Genomic DNA, 18,678 nt, shown 5'->3' with positions numbered 1-18,678 from the left:
GTAGCCGCCGTCGCCGACGCGCGGATCCACCGCCCGGACGACGACGGCACGAGCCCGCCGCGACCCCGCGGCTCAGCCCTGGGGACGCAGCGCGATCGCCATGGCCTCCATGGCGAGCAGCGGGGCGACGTTCCCCTCGAGCCGCGTGCGCGCCTCGCCGATCGCGTCCATCCGGCGGATCGTCTGCTCGGGCGTGCTCGAGGCGGCGAGCCGCCGGATCTCGTCGTGCACGGGGTTGACGAGCTCGACGTCGGCGCCGAGCTGCACCACCAGCACGTCGCGGTAGAGCGAGAGCAGGTCGAGCAGCGTGCGGTCGAGGACGTCGCGCTGCGCGCGCGTCGCCCGCCGCTTCTGCTCCTCCTCGAGCTGGCGCACCTGGGCCCGGACGGCAGGCGGCAGCGTCGCGGCGCCCTCCGCGCCGAGCGTGTGCAGGAGCGCCGCCTTCTCGGCCGCGTCGCGGTCCTCGGTCGCGGCCTTCGACTCGGCGGTGGCCACCTCGACGAGGTCGGACGCCGCGAGCACGGCGTCACCGACGCCGCGGATCTCGGCGGCGAGCCGCAGCGTGCGCGTCCGGCGCTCGCGCGCCTCGGGGTCCCGCGCGAGGCGCCGGGCGAGGCCGATGTGGCTCTGCGCGGCGCGCGCCGCCATCTCGGCGACCTCGGGGGCGACGCCGTCCCGCTCGACGAGGAGCGCGGCGACGTCGGCCACGGGCGGGACGCGGAGCGCGACGCCGCGGCACCGGGAGCGGATGGTCACGACCACGTCCTGCGGGCTCGGCGCGCACAGCAGCCAGACCGTCCGCGGCGGGGGCTCCTCGATCGCCTTGAGCAGCACGTTCGAGGTGCGCTCCTCCATGCGGTCGGCGTCCTCGACGACCATGACCCGCCACCGCCCCTGCGACGGCGCCTGCTGGGCGACGCCGATGAGCTCGCGGACCTCGGCGATCCGGATGACGACCTTCTCCGTCGCCACGACGGTCACGTCGGCGTGGGTGCCCGCGAGCGCCGTCGTGCAGGCCTGGCAGGTGCCGCAGCCGCCCTGCTCGCACTGGAGCGCCGCCGCGAACGCGCGCGCGGCGTTCGACCGGCCGGACCCGGGCGGGCCCGTGAGGAGCCAGGCGTGCGTCATCGCGGCCGGGTCCAGGCTCACGGCGCGGAGCACCTCGACCGCGTGGCTCTGGCCGACGAGCCCCGACCAGACGCTCACGGGGCGGCCGGCCGGTCCGCCGGGGCCGTCGCGGCACCGACCGCGGGCTCCGCGCCCGCGCGGCGGGCGAGGAGCGCGTCGACGCGCGCGGCGACGTCAGCGTGGACCTCGTCCGCGTCCCGCGCGGCGTCGAGCACGAGCCAACGGCCCGGGTCCGCGGCCGCACGGTCGAGGAACGCCTGCCGCGTGCGCACGTGGAAGTCCAGGCCCGCGCTCTCCAGCCGGTCGGGCGCGCCCGTGAGGCGGCTGAGCCCCACCCTCGGGTCGAGGTCGAGGAGGACCGTGAGGTCGGGCAGCAGCCCGTCGGTCGCCCACAGCGAGAGGCGCTCGACCTCGTCGGCCCCCAGGTCCCGCCCGTTGCCCTGGTAGGCGACCGACGAGTCGAGGTAGCGGTCGGTGAGCACCACGGCCCCGCGCTCGAGCGCCGGGCGGATCACCGTGTCGACGTGGTGGGCGCGGTCCGTCGCGTAGAGCAGGGCCTCGGTGCGCGCGCTGACGTGGTCCCCGTGCAGGACGGCGTCGCGCAGCTCGACGCCCAGCGGCGTGCCGCCGGGCTCGCGCGTGCGCACGACCTCGTGGCCGAGCCCGACGAGGCGGTCGGCGAGCAGCCCGAGCTGGGTCGACTTGCCGACGCCGTCGCCGCCCTCGAACGAGATGAGCACACCGGAGCTGAGCACGGCGTCAGGGTAGCCCGGACCACCCACACGCCCGGCCCGCCGGCCTCGTCGCGTGGCCGGCCGGCCGGCTCACTCCCCCGGGTAGGTGACGCCGACCTGGCGGCGGATCTCGTCCATGGTGCGCATGACCGCGAGCGTGTCCTCGTGCGTGATGACCGGGCTCTCGGTCTCGCCGGCCGCGACACGGCGCGCGACCTCGGCGGCCTGGTACTGGAAGCCGCCGTCGACCTCGCGGTCGTAGGACCAGTAGCTGCCGTCGTTGCGGATCACCGTGAACGCCGTCGGGCGGTAGAAGTCCGTCTCGACCTCGATCCGGCCCTCGGTGCCGCCGATGACGGCGGTCGTCGCGGTGCGCGACCAGAGCGTCGTGTGGAGCGACGCCTGCGTCCGCTCGCCGTAGCCGAGCGCGATGCTGATCTGGCCGTCGACACCGGTCGGGGTGAGCGAGCCGGTGGCCTGCACACGGTCCGGCACGCCGAGCAGGTCGTGCGCGAACGAGACCGGGTAGACCCCCAGGTCGAGCAGCGCGCCGCCCGCGAGCTCGGGGTTGTGCAGGCGGTGGGTCGCGGGCATGTGGCCGAACGCCTGGCCGTGGTCGGCGAGGACGGAGACGACCTCTCCGATGTCGCCCCGCTCGAGGACCGACCGCAGCGCCACGACGTGCGGCAGGAACCGCGTCCACATGGCCTCCATGAGGAAGACGCCCCGCGCGCGGGCCGCGTCGACGACGTCCTGCGCCTCGGCCGCGTTGCGCGTGAAGGCCTTCTCGACGAGCACGTGCTTGCCCGCCTCGATCGCGAGGAGGGCGTGGGCGCGGTGCTCGGAGTGCGGCGACGCGACGTAGACCGCGTCGACCGTCGGGTCGGCGACGAGGGACTCGTAGTCGCCGTGCACGGCGGGCACGTCGTACTCGGCGGCGAACGCCGCGGCGCGGTCCCGGCTGCGCGAGCCGACGGCGACGATCTCGGCCTGCGTGTGCTGCGTGACGGCCCGGGCGAACGTGTGCGCGATGCCGCCCGGGGCGAGGATCCCCCAGCGGATCGACGGGGCGGTGCGGGGGTCCTCGGCGTGTGTCATGGCGTCACCGTAGCGCCGCGGGCGCGGCGCGTGCAGGCGGGTCTCGTACCGTTTCGACCCGTCGCCCGCCGAGGTACCGGGACCGCTCGCCGCGCGTCCCCCTAGGCTCGCCGCATGCCCGCCGCCCGTGTGCTCGCCGTCGGGCTCGCGACGCTCGACGTGGTCCAGACCGTCGACCGGGTGCCGGGTCCCGACGAGAAGGTCGTCGCGCGCGGGCTGTGGGTTGCGTCGGGCGGGCCGGCCGCGAACGCGGCGGTCACGGCGGCCGCCCTCGGCGTCCCGGCCGCGCTCGTCACCCGGGTCGGCGCGGGCGCGCTCGCGCGCGTCGTCACCGAGGACCTCGCCGCGCACGACGTCGACCTCGTGGACCTCGCGGCACCGGGCGCGTCCCCGGCCGTCTCGACGGTGCTGGTCACGGCCGCGACCGGGGAGCGCGCCGTCGTCTCGGTCAACGCGACGCGGGGCGACGGGGGGACGGGGCCGTCGACCGACGGGCGGGCCCTCATCGCGGGCGTCGGGGCGGTCCTGGTCGACGGCCACCACCTCGACCTGGCGCTCGAGGCCGCGGCCGCCGCCCGCGCCGCGGGGGTCCCGGTGCTGCTCGACGGCGGCTCGTGGAAGGCCGGTCTCGAGCGCCTGCTCGCGCTCACGGACGTGGCGCTGCTCTCGGCCGACCTCCGGCTGCCCGGCCGGCCGGACGACCCGCCCGCGGCCCTGCTGGCCGGCGTGCGCGACCTCGGGCCGGCCCTGGTGGCGCGCTCGCAGGGTGGTGGGCCGGTCCAGCTGCTCGACGACGACGACGTCGTCGTCGAGGTGCCCGTGCCGGTCGTGACGGTCCGGGACACGCTCGGGGCCGGCGACGTGCTGCACGGCGCGCTCGCGGCGTGGCTCGCGCTGCACGGGCTCCCCGCGGGACCCGCGGGCCTGCGCGCCGGGCTCGCGGCGGCCGCGGGTGCGGCGTCGGTGTCGTGCGCCGCCGACGGCGCGCGCGGCTGGCTCGCGGACGCGCGCGCCGTGGCGGCGGCCCGCGCCGCGATCCACGCCTGACGCCCGTCCCGGCGTCGTGGGGGCACGGCGTCGGGGGGCCCGGCGTCGTGGGGGCACCGTCGCGCGTGGCGGGACGCCTGCTCCACGTCCGCGCCCGCCCCGGCCGCGGCGGCGCGTCAGGCCGCGAGCGACGCCGCCGCGCGCAGCGACGTCCGGCCCTGCTGCCACGCCTCGAGCATCCGCCGGCCCGCGAGGCCGTCGACCGCGAGGTATGCCGCGGCGCCCCACAGGACGTCGTCGCGCACCTGCGGCTCGGCCTCCGCGAGCGCGCCCGCGAGGTCGCGGCCCGCGATCTGCTCGTGCACGGCGTCGGCCTCGACGTGCTCGTCGAAGTAGAGCGTCACGTCGTCGCCGTAGCCCAGCCGCCGGAACCCGTTGGCGTACTTGCGGCACGGGATCGAGGAGGTCATCTCGAACGCGGCGAGGTGGCCCGTGATCGCCCCGCGCAGCCGCCGGTGCATGCCGAAGAGGCTCATCATGTTGGTCGACGCGAGAGTCGGCGCGGGCACGAGGTCGACGTAGGCGCCGTCCGCGTCGTCCAGGCCCATCGCACGCAGCGTGCCCGCGAAGAGCTCGGAGTGGATGTGGCCGGGCCGCCCGCCGCCGTACTCGTCGGCCTGGATCTCGATGAGCGCCGACTTCGCCCGCCCGGACAGGCGCGGGAGCGCCCAGCTGTGCGGGTCCGCCTCCTTGAGGTGGTAGATCGAGCGGTGCACGAGGAACTCGCGCAGCTGCGCGTCCGTGGCCTTCTTCGCGACGTACGCCGAGACGCTCGGGCCGTCGTCGGCTGACGTCAGCGCGAAGAGCGCCTCCGCCACCTCGTGCGCCGTGCGCGCGTCCGTCTGCGGCACGGGGACGAGCGCGCGGATCGCGGCCTCGAACGGCGCCTCGAGCGTCGCGCGCACGCGCAGCAGGTCGGGCTGCCACTCCCACGCGTCGTGCACGCCGTCGACGCCGCGGTACGCGAGCTCGTACAGGACGGTGAGCGAGAGCTGGACGTCCTCGTCGGCGAGCACGTCGTCGGTCCCCGCGACGGCCCGCTCGGCGGCGGCCTGCAGGGCGGGCAACGAGGCGGTGGCGGCCGGGTCCTCGGTGAGCGTCTCGAGCAGCGCAGTGCTCAGCGGGCCGCGGGCAGCCGGTCGTCGCATGGTCTCCTCCTCCGGGCGCGCCCCCTCGGCGCGCCGCAGCCGACGCCGCGCGGGCGCCCGGCGCCAGACTCACACGGGCCGGACGGCGTCGCATCCGCAGCCCACGACGGCGGAGCGCCGTGCCACCCGCGGAGCACCGTGGCCGTGCGCCGCGCCACGTGACACGACCGCGGAGCCGCGTGCCGCGACACGCCGGCGTGTCCCGGCACGAGGCTCCGCGCCAGGGGGGTCGGCGTCGCGAGCCGGTCCGGGCCAGGGCTCGCCGTCGTGCGCGGCTCGCCGGCTCCCGCTCGCCGCGCGCGCACCGGTCGCGCGCGGTTGACTGCCGTGGTGACCATCAGCGACTTCCGCTCGGGCTCCCGCCGGCGCCCCGAGGACGCGCCCGAGCCGGACGAGGCCCTCGTCGCGCAGGCGCCCGCGACCGACGCCTGGGCGAGCATCACGGCGTGCCCGAACGGGCCCCTGCTCGTGCGCGGCGACGTCGAGATCCTGCTCGCGAGCGGCGAGCCCGCCCCGCGGCGGCGACGGACCGTCGCGCTGTGCCGCTGCGGCGCGTCGGGCATCAAGCCCTACTGCGACGGCAGCCACAAGGTCGTGGGCTTCACCACGGACGACGAGCCCGTCTGAGCGTCCCACCCACCTAGCCTGAGCGGATGAACGCACCCGACCGCACGCACCTCGTCGCCGCGGCCTACGTGGTCCTGCGGCGGCGCGACGAGGTGCTGCTCCAGCTCCGGAACGGCACGGGGTACATGGACGGCTACTGGGCGGTGCTCGCGGGGCACGTCGACCTCGGCGAGTCCGTGGTCGACGCGGCCGTGCGCGAGGTCCGCGAGGAGTCCGGCGTCGTCGTCGCGCCCGAGGACCTCGAGCCGCTCACGACGCTGCACCGGTTCGAGCCCGGCGGGCCCCCGGTGGAGCAGCGGTGCGACGTGTTCTTCGAGACCCGGCGCTGGTCCGGCAGCCCGCGGGTCGCCGAGCCGGACAAGGCCTCGGCGATGGCGTGGTTCCCGCTCGACGCGCTGCCCGAGGTCGTCCCGCACGAGCGCCTCGTCCTCGATCACCTCGCGGACGGCGGTCGCCCGCCCGCCGTGCTGGTGGTCCGCACGGCGGCACCGGCGGACCGCTACCCCGCACCCGACGTCGCCTGACCGGACCGCCCGGTGACGGCGGGTCAGGACTTCTTCGCGGCCGCCTTGGCCGGCGCCTTGCGGGCGGGCGCCTTGCGGGCCGTCGGACGTTTCTTCACCGGTCCGCGCGCGCGCTTCTCGGCGAGCAGCTCGGCCGCGCGCTCGAGCGTGATCGAGTCGACCGCGTCCTCCTTGCGGAGCGTCGCGTTCGACTCGCCGTCCGTCACGTAGGGGCCGAAGCGCCCGTCCTTCACCACCACGGGCTTGCCGCTCACCGGGTCGTCGCCCAGCTCGCGCAGCGGCGCCGACGCCGTCGCCCCGCGGCCGCGCTTGGGCTCGGCGTAGATCTTCAGCGCCTCCTCGAGGGTGACGGTGAACATCGCCTCCTCGCTCGGCAGCGTGCGCGAGTCGGTGCCCTTCTTGAGGTACGGCCCGTACCGGCCGTTCTGCGCGGTGATCGGGTCACCGCTCTCCGGGTCCGTGCCGACCACGCGCGGCAGCGAGAGCAGGCGCAGGGCGTCCTCGAGCGTCACCGACTGCAGGTCCATCGACTTGAGCAACGACGCGGTGCGCGGCTTGGGGGCCGCCGCGAGCGCCTTCTTCCTCGCGGCCGCCGAGAGGCCCGGGTCGAGCTCGGGCTCGGGCAGCAGCTCGGTCACGTAGGGCCCGTACCGGCCGTTCTTCGCCACGATCGTGGTCCCCGTCGCCGGGTCCTCGCCGAGCACGAGGTCGCCGTCCGGCTGCGTCTCGAGCAGCTCGCGGGCCTTGGCGACGGTGAGCTCGTCCGGGGCGAGCTCCTCGGGGACCGACGCGCGCCGTGCGGTGCCGTCCTCGCCCGTGGTCCCGTCCTCGAGGTAGGGCCCGTAGCGGCCCACGCGCAGCGTGATGCCCTCGCCGATGTCGATCGAGTTGACGTCGCGCGCGTCGATGTCGCCGAGGTTCGCGACGAGGCCGCGCAGGCCGTCGTCCGCCGCCGCGTCGTCGCCGAAGTAGAAGTGCTGCAGCCAGGCCGCGCGCTCCTTCTCGCCCGCGGCGATGAGGTCGAGGTCCTGCTCCATCGCGGCCGTGAAGTCGTAGTCGACGAGCCGGTCGAAGTTCTCCTCGAGCAGCCGCGTGACGGCGAACGCGAGCCACGAGGGCACGAGCGCCTGGCCGCGGTTCGAGACGTACCCGCGGTCCTGGATCACCGAGATCGTCGCGGCGTAGGTCGACGGGCGGCCGATGCCGCGCTCCTCGAGCGCCTTGATGAGGCTCGCCTCGGTGAAGCGCGGGGGCGGCGAGGTGCGGTGCCCGTCGGCGGCGAGCTCGGACGCGACGAGCGCGTCGCCCTCGGCCATCTTCGGCAGGCGCGCGTCGGTCTCCGCCTTCGCCGACGTCCCGCCGCCCTCGGCGGCGGCGTCGGCCTCGGCGGCGTCGCCGCCCCGGCCCCGGCCCGTGCCGCGCCGGGGCGCCGCGTCGTCGTCGTCCGCGTAGCGGTCGACGTCGCGGCCCTCCTCGTACGCCGCGAGGAAGCCGCGGAAGGTGATGACGGTGCCCGACGCCGCGAACACGGCCTCGCTGCCCGCGAGGTCGCCCCCGGCGGGCGTCGTCGTCGCGGCGATCCGGACCGACGCCGTCGAGCCGCGCGCGTCCGCCATCTGCGACGCGACGGTGCGCTTCCAGATGAGCTCGTAGAGCCGGAACTGGTCGCCCGAGAGCTCGCGCGCGACCTGCGCGGGGGTGCGGAAGTGGTCGCCCGCGGGACGGATCGCCTCGTGCGCCTCCTGCGCGCCCTTGGCCTTGCTCGCGTAGACGCGCGCCTTGTCGGGCACGAACTCGGGCCCGTAGAGCTCGGCCGCCTGGCGCCGCGCGGCGTCGACGGCCTGCGTCGACAGCGCGGGCGAGTCGGTCCGCATGTAGGTGATGTAGCCGTTCTCGTACAGCGTCTGGGCGGTGCGCATCGTCTGGCGCGAGCCCATGCGCAGCTTGCGGCTCGCCTCCTGCTGGAGCGTCGACGTGGTGAACGGCGCGGCCGGGCGGCGCGTGTACGGCTTGGTCTCGAGGCTCGCGACGCGGAACGGGGCGTCCTGCAGGCCGGCCGCGACCGCCGTCGCCCGGGCCTCGTCGAGGTGCACGACGTCGCGCCCCCGCAGCGTGCCGCGGTCGTCGAAGTCCCTGCCGGACGCGACGCGCTGCCCGGCGAGCTGCACGAGGCGGGCACCGAAGCTGCCCTGCTCGGCCTCGTCGGCGGGCGCCGCCTGCGCGAAGGTGCCCGTGACGTCCCAGTACTCGGCGGTCCGGAACGCCATGCGCTCGCGCTCGCGCTCGACGACGAGCCGCGTCGCGACCGACTGGACGCGGCCGGCCGACAGGCCCTGGCGGACCTTGCGCCACAGCACGGGCGAGACCTCGTACCCGTAGAGCCGGTCGAGGATGCGGCGCGTCTCCTGCGCGTCGACGAGGCGCTCGTCGAGCTGGCGCGGGCTCGCGAGCGCCCGCTGGATCGCCTCGCGCGTGATCTCGTGGAAGACCATCCGGTGGACGGGGACCTTCGGCTTGAGCTCCTGCAGGAGGTGCCAGGCGATGGCCTCGCCCTCGCGGTCCTCATCGGTCGCGAGGTAGAGCTCGTCGGAGTCCTTGAGCGCGCGCTTGAGCTCGGCGACCTTCTTCTTCTTGTCGGCGTCGACCACGTAGTACGGCTCGAAGCCGTTGTCGACGTCGACCGCGAACTTGCCGAACGGGCCCTTCTTCATGTCCGCGGGCAGCTCGGACGGCTGAGGCAGGTCACGGATGTGGCCCACGGACGCCTCGACGACGTAGCCGTCGCCCAGGTAGCCGGCGATCGTGCGCGCCTTGGCGGGCGACTCCACGATCACGAGCTTGCGACCTGCGGCCATGCGGGGACCTGCTCTCTCGGGTGCACTTCAGGAGGATCCGTGGGACGTCACGGTGCCGAGCCGGCGGGACCGGCGCTGGTGCGCCCCGCCCCGTGCGGCCCACGCCGCCCCACGACGGTACGTCGGTCGGGGCGCACTCTACGACCTGCCGGCCCCTGCTCCCGCACCCTGCACAGGATCTGTGCGGGCCGCACGGCCGTCAGCGGCGCCGCGCAGCCGCCTCGGTCGTGCGCCGGAGGACGAGCAGCGCGGCGAACGTCGCGCAGGTCACGGCCGTGATCCCGAGGGCTCCGCCCGCGTACGCGGTCACGAGCTCGCGGGTCGTCCCGAGCCCCCCGGCCAGCGACGCCGTCGACTGCGCGAGGGCGAGCGCGGCAGCGACACCCGCGGCCGCGGCGCCCGCCGCGAGCACGGCCACCGCGACGGCGGTCTGACGCGGCCGGTCGCCCGTCGGGTCGCCGAACGCGCGGCCGTCGGGGTCGAGGAGCGCGCCGGCGACGCTCGCGACGCCGGCCCACGCGAGCACCACGAGCACCGCGGCGACGACGTCGCTCGGGCGGTGCCAGCCCGCGACGAGCGTGGAGACCCCCGTGGCGAGCGTGTAGACGGTGCCCGCCACCGCCGCGGCGGGCCGCACCCGCCGCGGCACCACGAGCAGGAGCGCGACGGCGACCGACGCGGCCGCCGTCGTGTGGCCGCTCGGGAGCGACGCCAGGAGGTGGTCGCCGATCCCGACGTCGGGCCGGTCGAGGACCCAGCGCTTGAGCACCTGCGTCGTGAGGTTCGCGCCACCCATGAGGAGCGCCACCTGGACCGCGAGCACGACCCGGCGCCGGAGCACCGCCAGGAGCGTCGTCGCGAGCAGGACGGCGGCGAGCAGCGGGACGGAGATCCCGTCCAGCACCTGCTCGGCCGCGGTCCACAGCTGGTTGCGGCCGAACGCGGCGCCGTCGAGCGCGCCCACGTCGAGCGCGCGGCCCGTCGCGGAGAGCACGAACGCCCGCCACACCCCCCAGACGCCCGCCGCCCCGAGCACGGCCACGACCCCGCCCGGCAGCACGGGGACGCGCCGTGGGCCCGGACGGGGCGCCGGGGCGGGTCCGCCCGCGGCCACGGCGGCGGCGGGGGAGGTCGGGGGGACGGGCACCCCACCACGGTAGGCGAGCGCCGGGCCCGACGGCGTCCCACCAGGGCCGCAGGCTCCGACACGGACCGTGCACCCGGGGCGGGAGACCCACCGCCGCCGGGTTCGTCCCGGTCCGGTACGAGAAGCCCGGTGACAGATGTCGGTGGTCGGGTGCACCCTGCTCGCCATGACCACCATCGCGATCGACGCACTGCGCCCCGCGCTCACCGGGGACCTCGTCCTTCCGGGCGACGACGGCTGGGACCGCGCCCGCACGCCGTGGAACGGCACCGACCAGCAGCCCGTCGCGGTGGTCCGCGCGGCGGGCGTCGACGACGTCGTCGCGACCGTGCGCTTCGCCGCGCAGGCGGGCGTCCCGGTCGCCGTCCAGCCGCGCGGCCACGGCGCCACGCGCGCCGTCGACGGGTGCATCCTGCTGCGCACCGGCGAGCTCGACGAGCTCGCGGTGGACGTCGCCGCCCGCACCGCGCGGATCGGCGCAGGCGTGCCGTGGGGCCGCGTGCTCGCGGCCCTCGACGGGACGGGCCTCGTCGCCCCGTCGGGCTCCAACCCCTCGGTCACGGCCGTGCCCTACCTGCTCGGCGGGGGCCTCTCGTGGCTCAGCCGCGCGTTCGGCACGGGCGCCTCGATCGTGCGCGCCGCCGACGTCGTCGACGCCACGGGCGAGGTGCGGCGCGTCGACGCCGCGTCGGACCCCGAGCTGCTGTGGGCGCTGCGCGGCGGCGGCGGGGACTTCGCGGTCGTCACGGCGGTCGAGGTCGAGCTGCCGCAGGCCCCCGCGCTCTACGGCGGCCGGCTCGTCCTGCCGGGCGAGCTCACCGCCGCGGCCTTCCGCACCTTCGTCGAGGTGACGCGGGACGCGCCGGACGCCCTGACCGTCTGGGTGACGGCGATGACCTTCCCGCCGGCGCCCCAGCTGCCCGAGGAGCTGCGCGGGCAGTCGTTCGTGTTCGTCGACTCCGTCTTCCTCGGTGACGCCGACGCGGCCGAGGCGCACCTCGCCCCCTTCCGGGCGCTCGGACCGGTGCTCCGCGAGACCGTCCGGCCCCTGCAGCCGAGCGACCTCGGGACCATCAGCGAGGAGCCCGAGGAGGCGCCCGAGGGCATCACCGCCGTCAACCTCGCCACGTCGCTGACCCACCTCGACGACGCCTTCGTGGACACGGCGCTCGAGCGCGTGGGCGCGGGGCGGCCGCTCGGGTACGCCCAGATCCGCCACCTCGGCGGGGCGCTCGCCCGCGGCGACCGCGAGGAGGGCGCGGGCCTCCGGGTCGACCCGCCGTACGCGTTCTGGGCGATGGGCATGGCGCCGAGCGCACCGGCCCTCGCCGCGGCGCAGGGCGCGGTCGAGGAGCTGCGCACGGCCGTCGCGCCCTGGGCGACGACGGGCGCCGTCCTCACCTTCCACCGCGAGGGCGGGCCGCTCACCGAGACCTACCCGGCGGCGACCGTCGCGCGGCTCCAGGACGTCAAGCGCCGCGTCGACCCGGACGACGTGATCCGCAGCAACCACCCGGTGCAGCGCGGCTGACCGCCCGGCCGGCGTCGCCCCCCGCCGAGCTCGCTCCTGCCCACGCGGGGCTCGGGCAGGGGCGCCTCAGGCCGGCTCGACCGGGACGAGGAAGCCGTCGCGGACGAGGTCGCGCACCTGGGGCAGCAGCTCCGCGCCGAGCTCGGCGGCGCCCACGTCGAGCAGCGACGCGAGCGCGCCCACGAGCCGGCCGACGGCGAGCTCGCCGTCGCACGCGCCCACGAGGCCGGCGAGCCCCGTGCCGGCGCGCACGGTCCGGCCGAACCCGCCGCCCTGGCGCAGGAGGACCAGCATCGGGTCGTCCGCGCCGGGGCGCAGGTGGCGCTCCTCGGTGATGTCCGGGGCGACGGCGAGCCGCGTGGCGAGGACCGCGGCGTCGTCGTGGGCCTCGAGCCAGTCATGTGCGGCGAGCGACGACGCGAGGTGCTCGCCCAGGGGGCGGCGCAGCGGCGCGGTGCGCTCCTCGAGCCGGCGCAGCGTCACGCCGGAGTCCCCGGACGGCCGGCGCAGCACGAGCATCCCGAAGCCCACGGCCTCCACGTCGCGCGCGGCGAAGTCGTCGAGCCAGGCGCCGTAGGCCCCGGCCCAGCCCTCGGCGTCGCGGTCGGCGGTCGCCCCGCCGTCGCGCAGCCACGTCTCGGCGTACTCCGCCGGGTCGAGCACCTCCCGCTGGACCACCCAGGCGTCGAGCCCGGCGCGGTCGAGCCAGGCACCGACGCGGTCCTGCCACGGCTCGCCCCGTCGGTGCTCCCAGTTGCCGAGCAGCTGGGCGACGCCGCCGGGTGCGAGCACCGAGCCGACGTCGGTCACGAGGTCGCGCACGAGGTCGTCCCCCGCGCGGCCCCCGTCGCGGTACTCGTACAGCGGCAGGCCGGCCGACGGCTGCGCGGCCGACGGCCGCGTGCGCGGTGTGATGACGAAGGGCGGGTTGGACACGACGAGGTCGAAGCCGCCGTCGGCCACCGGCTCGAGCATCGAGCCGAGCCGCAGGTCGAGGTCCACACCGGCGAGCGCGGCGTTGAACCGCGCGAACGCGAGCGCGCGCTCGGAGACGTCCGTCGCGACGACCTCGTCGCTGTGCGTCGCGGCGTACAGCGCCTGGATGCCGCAGCCGGTGCCGAGGTCGAGAGCGCGCCGGCGCGGGGTCCGGATGGTCGCGCGCGCGAGCGTCGTGGAGGCCCCGCCCACGCCGAGCACGTGGTCGGGACGCAGCGCCGCGCCCGTCGTCGCCTCGCCGAGGTCGGACGCGACGAACCACTCGCCCGCGGCGCCGTCGGGCGACTCGTAGGTCACGGGCGCGAGGTCGACCACCGCGCGCACGGCGTCGCCGCGGCCCGACCCGGCCGCGTCCACGAGCCCCAGGCGCAGCGCTCCGTCCGCGCGCACGCCGGGCAGGGCCGCGTCGACCTCGGCACGGGTGACCTCGTCCCCGCACAGGAAGAGACGCACGAGCACCGCGAGCGGGTCCTCGCCCGCACGGCGCGCCACGCGGAGGGCGGGCAGCGTCTGCTCGCGGTCGAGCGCGCCCGTCGCGAGCGGGCCGAGCAGCGCCTCGATGCGCGCGGGACGGAAGCCCGCGCCGCGCAGGTCGGCCGCGAGCCGCGGGACGAGCGCGTCGTCGACGTGGGGTGCCGACGTCACCAGCGCACGTCCACGGCCACGCCCAGGTGGTCGCTCGCCTGGCGCGCCGGGTCCTCGTCGAGACGCTCGACGCCGGCCCCCGTGAGGCCGCTCGTCGCGAGCACCGCGTCGAGGCGGCGGCGGGGCGAGCGCGCGGGGAAGGTGGGGCCGCTCGCGGCCGTGAGGTCGTGCAGGTGCAGGCCGAGCCGGCGCCACGTCGGGCCGCCCGGCTCCTCGTTGAGGTCGCCCGCGACGACGCAGCCGCCCTCGGCCGCGCGCACGAGCAGCACGAGCCGGAGGAGGTGGCGACGCCGCTCGGCCTCGTCGAGGCTCAGGTGCGCGCTGATGACGCGGACGCCCGCGACGTCGGCCATCGCGAGGCCGCGGCGCGTGCGGCCCGGCCGCCACGCGAGGCGCACGTCCTGCGTGTGGGTGACCCCCGTCCCCCGGCGCACGAGGAGCGCCGTCGTGCGCGCGCCCCCGCCGCCGACGGCGACCTCGTAGCCCGCGGCGTGCGCGAGGCGTGTCAGCCGGCCGCGGCCGAACGGGCCGCGCGGCGGCTCCTGGATCGCGACGACGTCCGCGTCGGACCGCCGCAGGACCGCCGCGACCGCGGCCCGGTCGTCCTTGAGCTGGCGGACGTTGTACGTGAGCACGCGCAGGGTGGGCACGGGGCCATTGTGTCGGGCGCCGCGCGACCGCGCTCGCACTCGGGCGGCGGGCCACCCGCACCAGGCCCGCGCGGCGCCGCCGGGTGCCACGTGGCAGCATGGCGGTGCGGCCACCGGGGCATGACCGCCCCGGCCCGCGCGCCCGCGACGCCGAACCCTGGAGCCACCATGCGCCTCTCCCTCACCGCCGCCACCCCCCTCGCTCTCGGGGCCCTCCTCGCGCTCACGGGCTGCACCGGCGGCGGGGACGCGGGCGCCGAGCCCACCGACGGCGCGACGTCGTCCGCCGAGCCCACGGCCGAGGAGAGCGCTGAGCCCGAGGAGGACGCGGAGGCGTCGGGCGGCCCGGACTGCCTCGAGGGCACGTGGGACAGCGACCTCGCGGCGGTCGCCGAGTCCATGAGCTCGATGCCGGGCTTCGAGGAGATGAACCCGACGATCGAGGTCACCGGCACGTCGACGGTGACCTTCGACGGCACGACCATGACGACCGAGTACGTCGACCAGGTGTCCTCGGTGACGATCGAGATCAACGGCTCCCCGATGACGACGCGGACGTCGATGGACGGGACCCTCACCGCCGCGTACACCGCGACCGACACCGAGATCACCGTCTCCGACGTCGACCTCAGCGGCGTGACCATCACCAACACGTCGGTCGTGGACGGCCAGGAGACCGAGGTCCCCGGGCTGGAGAGCGCCGAGGCGTCGGGCGTCCCGCTGGGCGGCACGTCGACCTACACGTGCACCGACGAGCGCCTCGAGATGACGCCGCAGGTCGAGGGCGTCGAGACCGGCGGCCTCACCCAGGTCCTCACGCGCGACTGACCCGCCGCCCGGCCCTCCGGCCGGCGCGACCACCCGTTCGGACGACGCCGCCGCGCGTCGGGAACCCGTGGCCGCGCCGGCCGTTCTCCCAGTGGGGGAACTCCCTCCTGCCGGGGCGCGCCAGCGGATAGGTTGGCCGGACTGCGACCGCGCGCAGGCCGGCCACGGCGGCCGGCACCTCCGCGACCGAGGAAGGGACGACGCGATGACCTCCCAGGACCCGTCGACCGCGGGGGCCCACGCCGTCGCGCCGCTGGCCCCGCCGACGCCCGTCGAGCAGCCGCTCGTCCTCACCGCGCCGGCGCCGGTCGCGCCCGTCGCCGCGACGTCCGCGCCCGCGATGGCGCCCGCCGTGGACCCCGCCGCCGTGCCGGGCCTCGACGCCAAGGTCGACTCCTACCTCACCTCGCTCGTCGCGGCCCCGACCAGCTCCCCCGCCTTCGCGGCGCAGGCGGCCGACGTGCGCACGATGGGCGACCGCGACATCCGCGCCGCCGCCGAGTCGTCGAACCGCCTGCTCCAGACGCCCGTCCGCGCGATCACCGAGGGCGGGCTCGCGTCGGGCTCGAAGGTGGGCAGCACCCTGCTCGAGCTGCGCCGCACGGTCGAGGACCTCGACCCGTCGGAGGCGTCGCCCGCGAAGAAGATCCTGGGCATCTTTCCCTTCGGCGAGAAGCTCACGGACTACTTCCGCAAGTACCAGTCCGCGCAGTCGCACCTCAACGCGATCATGCACTCGTTGCGCGACGGCCAGGACGAGCTCCGCAAGGACAACGTCTCGCTGAACATGGAGAAGACGGCGCTGTGGGAGGCCATGGGCCGCCTCAACCAGTACGTCTACGTCGCCGAGCGGCTCGACGCGCGCCTCGCGGCGACGATCGCCGACCTCGAGGCGACGGACCCGGACAAGGCGCGCGCCCTGCGCGACGACGTCCTGTTCTACGTGCGGCAGAAGCACCAGGACCTGCTCACGCAGCTCGCGGTGTCCATCCAGAACTACCTCGCGATCGACATCCTCATCCGCAACAACGTCGAGCTCATCAAGGGCGTGGACCGCGCGTCGACGACGACGCTCTCCGCGCTGCGCACCGCCGTCATCGTGTCCCAGGCGCTGACCAACCAGAAGCTCGTGCTCGACCAGATCACGGCGCTCAACACGACGACGTCCAACCTCATCGAGCGCACGTCGCAGATGCTCAAGGACAACTCGGCGGCCATCCAGGAGCAGGCGGCGTCGGCGACCATCGGCCTGCCCCAGCTCCAGGCCGCGTTCGCGAACATCTACGCGACCATGGACGCGATCGACACCTTCAAGGCCGAGGCGCTCGACTCGATGGCCACGACGATCGGCACGCTCCAGACCGAGGTGACGAAGTCGCAGTCGTACCTCGACCGCGTCCGCCAGCACGACGAGCGCGCGGCGGCGGGTGCGCTCGACATCGACGGGGTCACCGGGGGCGGCCGGTGAGCGTCGCGGCCGCCGGGACGCCGTCCGCGTGGGCCGGGGCAGGGGTGAGCGCCGGTGGGCGCCTTCGGTGACCTGCTCGCGCGCCTGAGCGGACGCCGCCCCGAGCACGACCGGGCGGCGGGGCCGGGCGTGCCCGCGGTGCCGCCCGTGCCGACGGCGGCCGACCTCCTGGCGTCGCTCGATCGCGTCGAGGCCCTCGTCGCGCAGGGGGCGGTGCCCGCGCCCGTCGCGTCGCGCGTCGCCCGCGTCGTGCGGGTCGTGCGCGACGCCGTGCCGCGCCTCGACCGCCTGGGCGCCGGCAGCGAGCAGGCCTACCTCGTCATGGCGACGGCGACGGACTACCTGCCCGAGGCCGTCGGCGGGTACCTGCGGCTGCCGCGCGAGTGGGCCAACTCCCGCCCGGTCGACCAGGGCCGCACGTCGCTCATGGTCCTCATCGACCAGCTCGACCTGCTGGGCCGCACGATGGACCAGGTGCTCGACGCCGTGAACCGCTCGGACGCCGCCGCGCTCATCGCGCACGGCCGCTTCCTCACCGAGAAGTTCGGCCACGCGTCGTCGGGCGGGGCGCTCGACGTCGACGGCCGGCTCCAGCCGCCGGGGCCGGCCGCATGAGCCCCCGCACCGACGTGCCCGGGCTCGCCGCGGCGCTGGACGCGCTGGTCGCCGCCGCGCGCCCGGCGGGGCTCGAGGCGGAGCGCGTGCGGGCCGAGGGCGCGGCCTTCGCCGCCACCCTCGCCGACTCGGCACCCGGGGCCGCGGCAGACTGGGCGGCCGCCGTCGGCTCCACGGACACCGCGGGCGCAAGCCGGGCCTTCTTCGACGCGGCCGCGCGCGGGCGCCGCTGGCGCGTGGGCCCGACCGACCTGCTCGCCCACCTCGTCGCGTCCGGGTCGGCGCACGCCGACGCGTACGCCGACGCGCTGCTCGACGTCGCGACCGCCGCGTGCCTGCTCGGGGACGCGACGGACCGCGTCACCGACAACGCGACGCGGGCGTGCGCCGCGCAGCTCGAGGCGGTGCCCGGCCGCAGCCTGTCCGCCCTGCCCGGGCCGCTCGCGGGCGTGCCGCGGACGGGGCCGACCGCGGTCGGCGCGCCGCCGACCGGTGCGCGGGGACGCGACCTCGGCGCGGCCGACGTCCTCGCCGCGCTCGACGCGCTCACGGCGGCCACCGCGCCCGGGCTCCCCGCGGGCGAGGCCCCGGCGGCAGGGTCCGCCGCCTACCCCGCGGTGCGGACGCAGGGCGAAGCCCCGGCGCCCGCCGACGAGCCCGCCCCCGAGCCGAGGCGGACGGTCGCCGAGCTGCTCGCCGAGCTCGACGCGCTCGTCGGCCTCGCCGACGTCAAGCGCGAGGTGCACCAGCAGGCCGCCGTCCTGCGCATGGAGAAGCTGCGCGCCGCGCACGGGCTCCGCACGCCGACGATCTCGCGGCACCTCGTCTTCACGGGCAACCCCGGCACCGGCAAGACGACGGTCGCGCGCCTCGTGTGCGGGATCTACGCCGCGCTCGGGCTGCTCGCCAAGGGGCACCTCGTCGAGGTGGACCGGTCGGAGCTCGTCGGCCAGTACCTGGGCGAGACGGCCGTGAAGACGTCGAAGGTCGTCGCCGAGGCGATCGACGGCGTCCTGTTCGTCGACGAGGCCTACGCGCTCGCGGGCGACCAGTACGGCCGCGAGGCGGTCGACACGCTGGTCAAGGAGATGGAGGACCACCGCGAGGACCTCGTCGTCATCGTCGCGGGGTACCCCGGGCCGATGGCGCGGTTCATCGACACCAACCCCGGCCTCGAGAGCCGCTTCCGGACGACCGTCGCGTTCGCCGACTACACGGACGAGGAGATCACCACGATCTTCGTCCGGCTCGCCGAGGCCGCGGACTTCACGCCGACGCCCGAGTGCCTCAGCCGCTTCCGCGAGCTCCTCGCGGCGACGCCCCGCGGCGAGGGCTTCGGCAACGGCCGCTTCGCGCGGAACGTGCTCGAGGACGCCATCGGCCGCCACGCGTGGCGGCTGCGCGACGTCGAGTCGCCCACCGCCGACGACCTGCGGCTGCTCCTGCCGCGCGACCTCGAGCACCGGCCCGACGAGCCGGAGCCCGAGCCCCGTGACGGGCCGCCCGCCCACGAGCACGGCGTGCCGGCACCCGGCCCGGTCACGACCCCCACGGACGAGCCCGCTCGAGAAGGAGGAGCCGCGTGACCACCACGGTCCCGCCCGGCCCGCCGCCGCCCCCGCCGCCCGGACCGCCCG

General features: G+C 76.7%; 16 protein-coding genes. 8 read left to right on the top strand and 8 right to left on the bottom strand.

Features of this window, described 5'->3' with window-relative positions; genetic code table 11:
• Positions 1 to 72: 72 nt before the first annotated feature.
• The 3 genes from JIG38_RS19010 to JIG38_RS19000 all read right to left on the bottom strand — a co-directional run bounded on the left by JIG38_RS19010 (position 73) and on the right by JIG38_RS19000 (position 2,960).
• On the bottom strand, positions 73 to 1,206 hold the full coding sequence (locus JIG38_RS19010) for a DNA polymerase III subunit delta' (RefSeq protein ID WP_199425234.1): 1,134 nt from the start codon (positions 1,204 to 1,206) through the stop codon (positions 73 to 75).
• Positions 1,203 to 1,883, bottom strand: a complete 681-nt coding sequence (gene tmk, locus JIG38_RS19005) for a dTMP kinase (RefSeq protein ID WP_307845037.1) — start codon at positions 1,881 to 1,883, stop codon at positions 1,203 to 1,205. Before tmk ends, JIG38_RS19010 begins: the two co-directional genes overlap by 4 nt.
• A gap of 69 nt (positions 1,884 to 1,952) precedes the next feature.
• Positions 1,953 to 2,960, bottom strand: coding sequence for a Gfo/Idh/MocA family protein (locus JIG38_RS19000; protein WP_199425232.1), 1,008 nt, complete (start codon positions 2,958 to 2,960; stop codon positions 1,953 to 1,955).
• Between the two features lie 114 nt (positions 2,961 to 3,074).
• Here JIG38_RS19000 and JIG38_RS18995 point away from each other — a divergent pair, with 114 nt between their 5' ends.
• Positions 3,075 to 4,007 (top strand): PfkB family carbohydrate kinase, encoded by a 933-nt coding sequence (locus tag JIG38_RS18995; protein ID WP_199425231.1) that lies wholly within the window; start codon positions 3,075 to 3,077, stop codon positions 4,005 to 4,007.
• A gap of 116 nt (positions 4,008 to 4,123) precedes the next feature.
• Here JIG38_RS18995 and JIG38_RS18990 read toward each other — a convergent pair whose 3' ends face one another.
• Positions 4,124 to 5,155, bottom strand: coding sequence for an iron-containing redox enzyme family protein (locus tag JIG38_RS18990; protein WP_199425230.1), 1,032 nt, complete (start codon positions 5,153 to 5,155; stop codon positions 4,124 to 4,126).
• 330 nt (positions 5,156 to 5,485) lie between these two features.
• On the opposite strand from JIG38_RS18990, the gene JIG38_RS21185 reads away from it, so the two are divergent.
• Together JIG38_RS21185 and JIG38_RS18980 are read left to right on the top strand one after the other, a co-directional pair.
• On the top strand, positions 5,486 to 5,782 hold the full coding sequence (locus JIG38_RS21185; protein WP_307845036.1) for a CDGSH iron-sulfur domain-containing protein: 297 nt from the start codon (positions 5,486 to 5,488) through the stop codon (positions 5,780 to 5,782).
• Positions 5,783 to 5,808: 26 nt separating this feature from the next.
• Complete coding sequence (locus JIG38_RS18980) at positions 5,809 to 6,306, top strand: NUDIX hydrolase (RefSeq protein WP_199425229.1); 498 nt, start codon at positions 5,809 to 5,811, stop codon at positions 6,304 to 6,306.
• A 23-nt stretch (positions 6,307 to 6,329) separates the two neighbouring features.
• Here the strand turns inward: JIG38_RS18980 and topA are convergent, their stop codons facing one another.
• On the bottom strand, positions 6,330 to 9,161 hold the full coding sequence (gene topA, locus JIG38_RS18975; protein WP_199425228.1) for a type I DNA topoisomerase: 2,832 nt from the start codon (positions 9,159 to 9,161) through the stop codon (positions 6,330 to 6,332).
• 199 nt (positions 9,162 to 9,360) lie between these two features.
• Positions 9,361 to 10,308, bottom strand: a complete 948-nt coding sequence (locus JIG38_RS20800; RefSeq protein ID WP_307845035.1) for a phosphatase PAP2 family protein — start codon at positions 10,306 to 10,308, stop codon at positions 9,361 to 9,363.
• A 166-nt stretch (positions 10,309 to 10,474) separates the two neighbouring features.
• Between JIG38_RS20800 and JIG38_RS18965 the strand changes: the two genes are divergently transcribed.
• Entirely contained in the window at positions 10,475 to 11,839 is a 1,365-nt protein-coding gene (locus JIG38_RS18965; protein ID WP_199425227.1) for an FAD-binding oxidoreductase, read from the top strand.
• 66 nt (positions 11,840 to 11,905) lie between these two features.
• On the opposite strand, the gene JIG38_RS18960 is transcribed toward JIG38_RS18965, so the two are convergent.
• Both JIG38_RS18960 and JIG38_RS18955 read right to left on the bottom strand, forming a co-directional pair.
• Entirely contained in the window at positions 11,906 to 13,480 is a 1,575-nt protein-coding gene (locus JIG38_RS18960; RefSeq protein ID WP_372420029.1) for a DUF7059 domain-containing protein, read from the bottom strand.
• Positions 13,477 to 14,130: an endonuclease/exonuclease/phosphatase family protein gene (locus JIG38_RS18955; RefSeq protein WP_199425226.1), complete on the bottom strand. Its 654-nt coding sequence runs from the start codon at positions 14,128 to 14,130 to the stop codon at positions 13,477 to 13,479. The genes JIG38_RS18960 and JIG38_RS18955 overlap by 4 nt, the downstream gene beginning before the upstream one ends.
• Positions 14,131 to 14,298: 168 nt before the next feature.
• On the opposite strand from JIG38_RS18955, the gene JIG38_RS18950 reads away from it, so the two are divergent.
• The 4 genes from JIG38_RS18950 (at position 14,299) to JIG38_RS18935 (ending at position 18,627) form a co-directional block, all read left to right on the top strand.
• Complete coding sequence (locus JIG38_RS18950; protein ID WP_199425225.1) at positions 14,299 to 14,958, top strand: hypothetical protein; 660 nt, start codon at positions 14,299 to 14,301, stop codon at positions 14,956 to 14,958.
• Positions 14,959 to 15,163: 205 nt separating this feature from the next.
• Positions 15,164 to 16,426 (top strand): toxic anion resistance protein, encoded by a 1,263-nt coding sequence (locus JIG38_RS18945; protein ID WP_199425224.1) that lies wholly within the window; start codon positions 15,164 to 15,166, stop codon positions 16,424 to 16,426.
• Between the two features lie 54 nt (positions 16,427 to 16,480).
• Positions 16,481 to 17,041 (top strand): hypothetical protein, encoded by a 561-nt coding sequence (locus JIG38_RS18940; RefSeq protein ID WP_199425223.1) that lies wholly within the window; start codon positions 16,481 to 16,483, stop codon positions 17,039 to 17,041.
• Positions 17,038 to 18,627, top strand: a complete 1,590-nt coding sequence (locus JIG38_RS18935; protein WP_199425222.1) for an AAA family ATPase — start codon at positions 17,038 to 17,040, stop codon at positions 18,625 to 18,627. The genes JIG38_RS18940 and JIG38_RS18935 overlap by 4 nt, the downstream gene beginning before the upstream one ends.
• Positions 18,628 to 18,678 lie beyond the last annotated feature (51 nt).

This window comes from Actinotalea solisilvae, assembly GCF_016464425.1.
Lineage (GTDB): Bacteria > Actinomycetota > Actinomycetes > Actinomycetales > Cellulomonadaceae > Actinotalea > Actinotalea solisilvae.
This window is presented reverse-complemented; position numbering and strand designations above follow the sequence as displayed.

What these genes read in the sequence shown, in the direction of transcription:
- JIG38_RS19000 (WP_199425232.1), bottom strand. Translation starts at nt 2,960, where the DNA reads ATGACACACGCCGAGGACCCCCGCACCGCCCCGTCGATCCGCTGGGGG.
- JIG38_RS18995 (WP_199425231.1), top strand. Translation starts at nt 3,075, where the DNA reads ATGCCCGCCGCCCGTGTGCTCGCCGTCGGGCTCGCGACGCTCGACGTG.
- JIG38_RS18990 (WP_199425230.1), bottom strand. Translation starts at nt 5,155, where the DNA reads ATGCGACGACCGGCTGCCCGCGGCCCGCTGAGCACTGCGCTGCTCGAG.
- JIG38_RS18980 (WP_199425229.1), top strand. Translation starts at nt 5,809, where the DNA reads ATGAACGCACCCGACCGCACGCACCTCGTCGCCGCGGCCTACGTGGTC.
- topA (WP_199425228.1), bottom strand. Translation starts at nt 9,161, where the DNA reads ATGGCCGCAGGTCGCAAGCTCGTGATCGTGGAGTCGCCCGCCAAGGCG.
- JIG38_RS18965 (WP_199425227.1), top strand. Translation starts at nt 10,475, where the DNA reads ATGACCACCATCGCGATCGACGCACTGCGCCCCGCGCTCACCGGGGAC.
- JIG38_RS18950 (WP_199425225.1), top strand. Translation starts at nt 14,299, where the DNA reads ATGCGCCTCTCCCTCACCGCCGCCACCCCCCTCGCTCTCGGGGCCCTC.
- JIG38_RS18945 (WP_199425224.1), top strand. Translation starts at nt 15,164, where the DNA reads ATGACCTCCCAGGACCCGTCGACCGCGGGGGCCCACGCCGTCGCGCCG.
- JIG38_RS18935 (WP_199425222.1), top strand. Translation starts at nt 17,038, where the DNA reads ATGAGCCCCCGCACCGACGTGCCCGGGCTCGCCGCGGCGCTGGACGCG.